Here is a 7,991-nt window from a genome sequence, read left to right on the forward strand (position 1 = left end):
TTTTAATCGCTTTAAAGGCTTGTTAAAGGGCTTAACGCCCTTTTAACTTTAATCGAACCATAGCCTAAGCGTGCCGTCGTCATCTATGTCCAGTTCATCGGGGATGGCCCCACCGAACAAAGAGTGAGTGCCCTTAAAATTTTGATCCAGCATGGTTAAATTGACGATATCGATATAAAAAGTATCGATATGCGAATACTTGCCTCTTTCTAAATCGTCTACCATTTCTTGCGATAAAAGAAGCAAATCATATCCGATTAGCTCGCAAGTAGCTTTTATGCTGCCGTAGGTTATATCGTGGTTGCCTTCCACTATAAAGCTATCGCCTAGTTCTTCGTTATCAAGCTCAGCGGCTCTTTTAAAAATTCTCTCAAAATCGGCTTTATCTTTTATCCTATATTTTGGCTCTATCATTGTCTTGCCTCCAAACTCTCAATTTTTGGCACTATACGGAAGCTATCTTTTATGGTCCTTGTTAGTCCCAGCTTTACGAGATCCTCATCTTTTAGCTCCGCTAGAGCGTCTTTGTTAGGTTTCTCTTCGTATATGATGCACTCTTTGGCTAGCCCGTAGCTTTTGATCGCCTTTAGCAGGCTTTCTACTTTAGCCTTAATACGAGGCAAGCTCACACTTTTAGTTAGGCGGTAGCCGATCTCGCCAAAGGTAAATTCTTTCGAGCGTTTTTCGGCGAATTCGTGCTTGTTTTCTTCGCAAAAAAACGTGATTTGCTGCTCGATATAGTTTTTCTCGCTCTCGAGCCTCTCCACTTCGGCCTTTCTGCTCTCTTTTATGCGGTTGCACTCAAGCGTTACTTCGCCGTTGATTTTCTCTATGCCTACACTTAGCTCGCACACCTTTTTTAGCGCATTATCTATATCGCTAAAGCTTTTTATTTCCATTTTCTACTCCTTAGTTTTGATTTTCTTCTGTTTGCTCTTATTACTTGGCTTTTATGCTTCGCGCCCTTTGTTATTTGGCTCTTAGCAAAAGCCATCCTGCTTCTTCTGGTTTTGGTTTGCATTGGCACGCCGCCAAGTGTGCTGGTGTCGCTTATGGCTAAGCTTAGCCCCGCCAGCATCGACATGGCTTTTATCATCTATTTCTCCTTTCTAAAATTTTAAGTTTTTTAGCTAGTCCGTATTTTATGACATAGCCGTATCGTAGGCAGATCGGAAGCGTGTTTTTACTCTTCTTTACGATCCGCACCGCATGCCTCTCACTCATCAAAAAGACTAAATTTCAGCTCCCTCACGCCGAGCTGCCTTGCAAGCTCTCGCTCGTATGCCATACCTTTGCTATTTTCGCTGCCTTCGCAGGCAAAAAAGTAGTAGTAGCTGCATACCGAGAGGAGCTCCTCGCAGTTTTTCATTATTCGCTCGCGCTCCAGCTCGCTATACACCCCCATCCATGCAAGCACGGGCGATATAGGCTCGTAGCCATTAGCGCGCACGATGGCGCAGGCCTGCTCGGCAAGCTTGCGAGCGTAGTAGCCGCGATCTCGATCATGCTCGCATTTGATACTTGCATACGGCGAGCTTACGAAACAAAGCCTTGCCGTTCGTTTGTCCATCTTTTCTCCTTTCTTTTAAAATTTAACTTTATCGAGCCCTTAAAAAGGGCTCTGTAAAATCAATTTATGCTGGCTTTAAAAGCTTTCACCCCTTCGCAGCGCTCGCTGATCTTTGATACTATCTTGCTTAGCACCTCACGTCTTGAAACCTCCGCCGTATAGCACACTAGCTTTAGCCCAAACCTCTCCTCATCGATACTTACGAAAAGCTCGCATTTAAATTCGCCTCTGATCTCCGTATCGGCCTCGTAAACCGGTAGCGTAAAAGTGATCGTCTTTGGTATAGAGATGGTCTCTTTCGCACCCGATTTAATCTCTACGTCCAGACTGATCTTTGAGCTGGTATTTTTCTGCACGCTGTCAAATTTCCTGACCGCCTGCAAGCTTTCGGCAAGCTCGATTACGTCCATATTGTCGTTCGGCTTACCGTCTATGGCGGTTATAAACATAAACAGGCTTTTAAGCAAAAATACGAAGTCGCGTTGACTTAGATTTTTGCCTACGCTACCCTCAAAGGCCTTGAAAAACGGCGTAACGCCTAAGCCCAGATTTATGCGCTTTTCACAAAACTCAGCCTTATCTTTAGAATTAAAATCGACGATGCACTTTATGCTTTTATCGTCGAAAAACAGCTTTGAGTTAGGCTCTTTATATTCATTGACTAGATCAACGAAGCTATCTACGTCAAGAGCGTCTACGGTATATTTGTTTCTTAGAGGCTCTTTTAGTAAAACCTCGGATATTCCGTAGTCTTGGTGCCTTAGTATGGCTCTTTTGTCTTCGTCCAGCACTACGCTAGGTACTACGTATTTACTCTCTTTTTCTTGCATTTTCTATCCTTTTTAAAATTTACATTTTCATTACGAGCTGATTAGGCGCATTTCGCACCGGAAGTAGCTCGTTTGAGACATAAAATCTAGCTTTTACGGGCTCTTTTGGAAGGCTTGCGCTAGTAGTTCCAAAAACCAGCACCTCACCCTCGGAATTGGGATCGGATTTCACGCTTATTTTTATCGTTACCCCGGCTGTTTTCCCCGTAATCTGCACCGCCCTTATGGCTTCTTTTAAATTTTCTGCGGCTGCGCCTAAAAGCGCTCCTGCACCTAAGCTTCGCAAGGCGTCAACTAAGACATCTATATCGCTATTTACTATTGTCATTTTTTCGACCTTTCTTTTGATTTTTTAGGGCTTTGCCCACCTTGAGCTATTGATAGCTCCTCTGCCGCACTTTGAGCTCATTAAGCGCTTAATGGAGTTTTTAAATTTAAAAACTCCATTAAAAGCTTTGGGCGTTATTAAGGCTCTTTTAAATGCCTTAAAATTTTCTCTATATAAGGATCTGCCGCCATCGTCTCATCGGCGCAGATGTGAAGCCTACCGAAGCTCGCAATTTCCGCGCAGGGCTTTTTAGAGCCATAACAGAAGCTCACGTAAAACGCCCAGCCTTTTATGAGCTGCCCGCCCCTTATCTCGTCGCGACGCACCGAGCGAAGACCTACGCTTACCATATCAGGCACGGCGGCGCTCATCTTTGCATGTAGTTCGCGAAGTGAGCTCGCGCTGTAGTTTTCGGCGCTTAGATTGATTAGATCCTTTAGCTTCAACTCTTCGTTCCTTTCAGGCTCCAGCCGCTACCGAGCCTTTGAGCTTCGCAGCGCTCAAGTTCGGCGATGGTTTCAAATATCTCCATCCACTTCTTGCGATTTTTCGGGTGCCTAAGCTTCGCAAGCGCCGTGCGCTCTATCATCGCGACGCGCTCGACGCTGATGCCTAGCATCGCCGCAAGCTCGCGGTAAGCTACGTCCGCATCGCCCTTTAGCATCCTCACCCGCTCGGCGCATACCTTGTCCGTACGGTAGCCCTGAATTCTTTGCATTTCACACTTCCTTTTGCTTCCGCTTATCGCGCCTACTTAGTGTGGCTCTCATCTTTTTTTCTCTTCAAATAGCACACGTTCTTTGTGTTCGCCCACTTTACCAATATTAAAGCTTTCTACCGGGCGCAGGTAGCCCATCACGCGGGTGTATACTATGCACTTGGTGCGTTTGGCTTCAAGTTCTTTAGGAAATTTCATATCCGCTCCTTAAATTTTGACTTTATAAGACGCCCGTGCGGGCGCCATTTAAAATCAAAGCTGCCTAACTCCAAATCGTTCCTAGTCCTCTATGAAATCTCGGCACCGGCACCGCTATGCTCTCACGTCGTCTCCTCTTTGAGATCCAACCTCGCGGGGTGTGAAATAGAATGAATGAGTGCGCAATTATGATCTCATCTTTGCAAGCCTTTAGATCGCTCATTTTCATACCCTTATACGCTTTCATCTCTTATTCCTCCTTATAAAATTACCATGCCGCAGGCCTGGGCTATGATCTCCTCGCCCACGGCGCAGCCGTTAAGAGCCGCTAGGCGGACCGACTTTTTGTGTAACTTTTCGGACGCGCGGAAGTTGCCTTTGGCGTGAGCGAAGATCCCCGTGCCGTAAAAGGCATCGCTCTCCTCTTTGCTTAGCCCCTGCATAGCCCACTTGCCGCAAATGCGACTATATAGCTGCCTAAGCTCCTTATTGCGCCCCACTAAATTCTTTAGCAAAATCTCCGTGCCTGCTAGAATTAGCGGAGTACTCGAAAAATCGTAAATTCTACGTAGATCCTCAAGCGCTCTTAGAGGCAGATGCTCGGCTTCATCGATTAGCAGCACCTTATCAGCGGTTTTTAAGAAGCTTGAAATCGCTTTTAATTTTGCATTCGCGCTGCCCGCGGCTTCTAGCTTTAGCGCTTCGCATAGCTCGCCAAGCAAAGCGTTAGCGTTGGTGTGGCAAGTAGCTTCAATTAGCACCGCGTTAGGATTTTTTGCGGCAAAGTCGCGTAGTATCGTGCTCTTGCCGCTACCAGCCGTGCCGTAAAGCAAAGCTATCTCGCGCTCGCCTACGGCTTCGGAGATGACGAAATTTGCCATCTTGTAATCCCGCGAGTTAAAAATTTCATCTCGCGCGGGTGAGGCGGCAAACTCTTTTGCTTTTTTGGCGCTAGCATCGATATAGGCGCTTATCTTGGCTGCGATCGCCGCATTATCGCCCTTATATTTGCCCGCTCGAAATTGGCTGATCGCTCCCGGGCTAATGCCCAAAGCCCGCGCAAGCGCGCTCATACTCACGCTTCCGCCCTCTAAGAATTCGTTTAGCTTAGATATAATCTCTTGCATATTTTCTCCTTTGCCCGTAAGGGGCTTTTAAAAGACATTTTATGCCCTTTAAAAGTACCTTATCCGCAGACTACTTCCTCAAAGCTCTTTATCTTGCGCTCTATTTTGCGCTGCGTAGCTTGCGCGTTTAAAATTTCATCGCTCAAAGCTGCGTTAGAGTTCAAACTTTTAGCTCCTTTTAACGCAGCATCTATTAGCCTGCTTTCGTTATTCGCCGCTTGCGGCTTAGGCATTGCGGCGGGCTTTGCTTCTACCATGCGCACTATCTGCTCAAAATCCGCCCGATGTGCGATCGATGCAGCGTCCATCTGCTTTTTGGTCTCTTTTAGGCGCTTATTAAATAGCTTTTGCGCGCTTTTAGCCTCCTCGGCGCTTACTCCCTCATCCAAATCGAGCGTAGAGGCGACACCGATAAATTTATTATCCTCGCTCCATAAAAAGCACTCGTTTATATTATTGACGTTTTTGCTAACCCATACGCGCTCAAGCCCGTACATCTCCACGCTGTAAAACCTCACACCATCTAGGCTAATGCCTTTTTTATGCACGTGTTTCAGCTCTCGTCCGCCAAGACGCGCGCTGATGCTTAGAGCGTCCATATACACAGCATCGCCTATCTTTGCGCTATACGCAGCTGCGCAGGTAGTATCAAGGCGCTCAAGGTAGCGGGTGTTTAGAAATTTTTCCGCATACATATCCATGAGCTCTTGCACCTCGCTTAGATTTTTGAGCCTTGTTAAATTTGTCTTGTAGCCTCTTTTTAATCGGCGCTCTTTTTTAGAGCGAAAAAACTCTATAGCTTGGCGCTGCGAGATATTATGACCGATGAAGCCCGCCAAATTTGCACTGAAACTATGCTGCAAGGCTCTAAAATTTCGCTCTACGTAGGGCTTTAGCCAGCCGCTATAAGCACGCACGGCTTTATACTCGATCTCAAGCGCGCCTAAGACTTCGCGCATATACTCGCTCTTGAAAGCTTTGCCGTTATCGCCCTTGATTATCTTTGGCTTGCCGTATCGCACGATATATTTAGCGACGGCTCTAGCGATGCAGAGAGAATTTTCACTATCGCTGATGTGAAAAGTCGCTACTCCGCTATACGTATCGATTAGGGCAATGATGGTGTAGCGCTTTTGCCACTCTTTGACATAGTTTTGAAATTCGTCTTTGTCCTTAAAGATAGTGCTAACGTTTTGCCAGCCGATGAGATCGCAAAGCTCGCTAGCGTTGCAGATTAGATCAAGCGGGCTGCCGTCTATCTCCACGACTTCGTTTATCGTATTTACGGCGTAGTTGCTGATACCAAGAGCAGGCAAGCCGCGGCCGACCGCTCCATCCTCGCCGTAAAGGATGATGTTTTTTACCAGCTTGTTTTTGCTTAGGTAGTTGTTTACGAAGCGATTTACGACCTCATAGCTTACTATCTCGTCTCTTTTGCCTTGAAAATCCTCGAAGTTTATGAGAGAATTTTTTACCGCGTGGTAATTTAGCGCCTTGTAGATGTTTGTTATATCTACCTTGCCCATACCGCCACATGCGAGTATCAGTTCCACGCAAAGCGGCGCAAGACCTAGCGCGTCAAGCTTTAGGGTCTTATTATTATCCCGCTCGTCCACTAGCGCGTCAAGGCCTCCTTTCTTAAATTTACGTTGCCAGTCGTAGAGCTTATTTGCAGTTACTTTTACGCAGCATATCTTTCTAGCGTTGATATACTCCAGAAAAGCGGCCTCGCCGATCTTGCCTTTTGCGTCTTCCCATGCCTTGATTACGTCGTATTTTTCAAACGCGGCCTTGCGTTTTTTGTCCGAGCAAGTAGCGATAGCGGGCAAATTTGCGGCGCTCGAAGCGCTTAAATTTAGCCCGTCACTCTCTACTACCTCGCACTCTACCGCCTCGTCTTTGACGGCTATGCCGTTTGCGCCTCTTTGGCTCTCGCCCCCAGCCTGAAGCCGTAGACCCCGTTGCTCGTTATTCGCACATTCGTAAACCCCATCTCTCGCATACGCATCGCTATATGCTTTTGCTTCTCCTTGCTCATCGTCTTTTGCGTATGAGCTATCGCTCGCGTCGCTTCTTTGGTTACGTCCATCGCTTCTATTTGCATCGTTTACCCTTTCGTTTTGATTTATTTGCGTCTGCTCTTGATCTCGTCGATCACCTGTACTAGCGAAGCCAGCGCCAAAAACGCCATCGTTACCGCTCCAAATATCGACACTATCGCTAGCGTCCAACTTAGTATCTCCATTGCTCTCTCCGTTAGTGAAATTTAAGAGGCGGGCGCGGGCGTCGTTTTCCCAATTTACCCTAGATGCCTTGCCCGCCTGTGAAATTTCGCTGTTTTTACTGTTGATCAGGTCGTCGTCGATCCAAATTTGGAGAGTTTTACCGCCGCGGCCGATACCGTCGGTGTATGTAAAGTGGCATAAATGACACTTAATAGTGCAAAATTTTTTACAGCTTTTTGTGGCTCGAAAAGCGGCTTTTTCCACGCTTTTGTTATTTACACCCAAAATTTCAGCGGCCTGCTTGGAATTTACCCACATATTACGCTACTTTTACGCCCAGTTTTTTAAAAGCGTTTTGAGCTTTTTTTGAGTAGTATCCGTTTAGGATGCTACCATAGCTAAGCTTATTGTCTCGGCAAAATCTTTTTAGCGTCTTGCCCGTCTTTACCTGAACCTGTTCCGCTACTCCGCCTTTTTTGACGTTACCGATTAAATCTATCATCGTTTAAGTTTCCTTTGATATAATTTTGGTATAAATGTCGAAATTATAGCACATATTTGACACCTTGTCAAGGATAAAGGAATTCTTATGACACTTTTTGAGAATATTAAGGCATTAAGAGTTGAAAAAGATTGGACACAAGGAGATTTAGCAAAATTTGCTGGCGTATCTATAGAGACGATAAAAAGGTATGAAAACGGTAAAACAAATCCGACAAATGATAACTTATCCAAAATAGCCAATGCGCTAGGTGTAGAAATAAAAAATTTATACGACGGTGCGTCTCCTAGTGTGTCTCTTAGCCAAAAAAATAATATGTCTCTTAGTGTCAAAAAAGTGTCTCCTAGTCTCTCCAACCTTAAAGAAACAGAAGCAGATCAAATTTCTCACGATCAAATTCTCATCCGCAAGCTTAGTTCAGCCGTAGGGGCAGGCGAGAGCGTCGATATAAACGGCATAGAGATCTACGACACCGATGTATTGGTACCTTTCT

Annotated in this window: 15 protein-coding genes; 1 reads left to right on the forward strand and 14 read right to left on the reverse strand. The window is 45.8% G+C overall.

All coding sequences use genetic code 11. The annotated features are described in order from the left end of the window. Nucleotides 1-48: 48 nt before the first annotated feature. The 14 genes from Q0413_RS01990 to Q0413_RS02055 all read right to left on the reverse strand — a co-directional run bounded on the left by Q0413_RS01990 (nt 49) and on the right by Q0413_RS02055 (nt 7,498). Entirely contained in the window at nt 49-414 is a 366-nt protein-coding gene (locus tag Q0413_RS01990; protein WP_297959208.1) for a hypothetical protein, read from the reverse strand. Continuing rightward, entirely contained in the window at nt 411-899 is a 489-nt protein-coding gene (locus Q0413_RS01995) for a host-nuclease inhibitor Gam family protein (RefSeq protein ID WP_298986783.1), read from the reverse strand. The genes Q0413_RS01990 and Q0413_RS01995 overlap by 4 nt, the downstream gene beginning before the upstream one ends. Continuing rightward, on the reverse strand, nt 890-1,096 hold the full coding sequence (locus tag Q0413_RS02000) for a hypothetical protein (RefSeq protein WP_298023852.1): 207 nt from the start codon (nt 1,094-1,096) through the stop codon (nt 890-892). Before Q0413_RS02000 ends, Q0413_RS01995 begins: the two co-directional genes overlap by 10 nt. Beyond that, nucleotides 1,093-1,224: a hypothetical protein gene (locus Q0413_RS02005; protein ID WP_298986786.1), complete on the reverse strand. Its 132-nt coding sequence runs from the start codon at nt 1,222-1,224 to the stop codon at nt 1,093-1,095. Before Q0413_RS02005 ends, Q0413_RS02000 begins: the two co-directional genes overlap by 4 nt. Then, entirely contained in the window at nt 1,217-1,570 is a 354-nt protein-coding gene (locus tag Q0413_RS02010) for a hypothetical protein (RefSeq protein ID WP_298986788.1), read from the reverse strand. The genes Q0413_RS02005 and Q0413_RS02010 overlap by 8 nt, the downstream gene beginning before the upstream one ends. A 59-nt stretch (nt 1,571-1,629) precedes the next feature. After that, a complete protein-coding gene (locus tag Q0413_RS02015; protein WP_298986791.1) occupies nt 1,630-2,400 on the reverse strand; it encodes a DUF2303 family protein in 771 nt (256 codons plus the stop codon). A gap of 19 nt (nt 2,401-2,419) precedes the next feature. Beyond that, the gene (locus tag Q0413_RS02020) at nt 2,420-2,728 is read right to left on the reverse strand and encodes a hypothetical protein (protein ID WP_005872523.1); all 309 of its coding nucleotides are present in this window, start codon (nt 2,726-2,728) and stop codon (nt 2,420-2,422) included. 137 nt (nt 2,729-2,865) lie between these two features. After that, a complete protein-coding gene (locus Q0413_RS02025; RefSeq protein ID WP_298986794.1) occupies nt 2,866-3,174 on the reverse strand; it encodes a hypothetical protein in 309 nt (102 codons plus the stop codon). Then, the gene (locus Q0413_RS02030; protein WP_297895520.1) at nt 3,171-3,446 is read right to left on the reverse strand and encodes a sigma factor-like helix-turn-helix DNA-binding protein; all 276 of its coding nucleotides are present in this window, start codon (nt 3,444-3,446) and stop codon (nt 3,171-3,173) included. The genes Q0413_RS02025 and Q0413_RS02030 overlap by 4 nt, the downstream gene beginning before the upstream one ends. Before the next feature lie 48 nt (nt 3,447-3,494). Beyond that, nucleotides 3,495-3,644 carry an anaerobic ribonucleoside-triphosphate reductase gene (gene nrdD, locus Q0413_RS02035; RefSeq protein ID WP_298986797.1) on the reverse strand — a complete coding sequence of 50 codons (150 nt, stop codon included), beginning with the start codon at nt 3,642-3,644 and terminating at the stop codon, nt 3,495-3,497. A 64-nt stretch (nt 3,645-3,708) separates the two neighbouring features. Beyond that, nucleotides 3,709-3,891, reverse strand: a complete 183-nt coding sequence (locus Q0413_RS02040) for a hypothetical protein (RefSeq protein WP_298986799.1) — start codon at nt 3,889-3,891, stop codon at nt 3,709-3,711. A gap of 13 nt (nt 3,892-3,904) precedes the next feature. Beyond that, nucleotides 3,905-4,771 carry an AAA family ATPase gene (locus Q0413_RS02045; protein WP_298986802.1) on the reverse strand — a complete coding sequence of 289 codons (867 nt, stop codon included), beginning with the start codon at nt 4,769-4,771 and terminating at the stop codon, nt 3,905-3,907. Nucleotides 4,772-4,830: 59 nt separating this feature from the next. Next, complete coding sequence (locus Q0413_RS02050; protein ID WP_298986804.1) at nt 4,831-7,314, reverse strand: transposase family protein; 2,484 nt, start codon at nt 7,312-7,314, stop codon at nt 4,831-4,833. A 1-nt stretch (nt 7,315) separates the two neighbouring features. After that, nucleotides 7,316-7,498 carry a hypothetical protein gene (locus tag Q0413_RS02055; RefSeq protein WP_122867058.1) on the reverse strand — a complete coding sequence of 61 codons (183 nt, stop codon included), beginning with the start codon at nt 7,496-7,498 and terminating at the stop codon, nt 7,316-7,318. Between the two features lie 87 nt (nt 7,499-7,585). Between Q0413_RS02055 and Q0413_RS02060 the strand changes: the two genes are divergently transcribed. After that, nucleotides 7,586-7,991 (forward strand): helix-turn-helix transcriptional regulator (locus tag Q0413_RS02060; protein WP_298986805.1); only part of this gene is annotated, 406 nt, incomplete at its 3' end.

It is taken from the genome of uncultured Campylobacter sp., from assembly GCF_938045465.1.
In the GTDB taxonomy this organism is placed as follows: Bacteria; Campylobacterota; Campylobacteria; order Campylobacterales; family Campylobacteraceae; genus Campylobacter_B.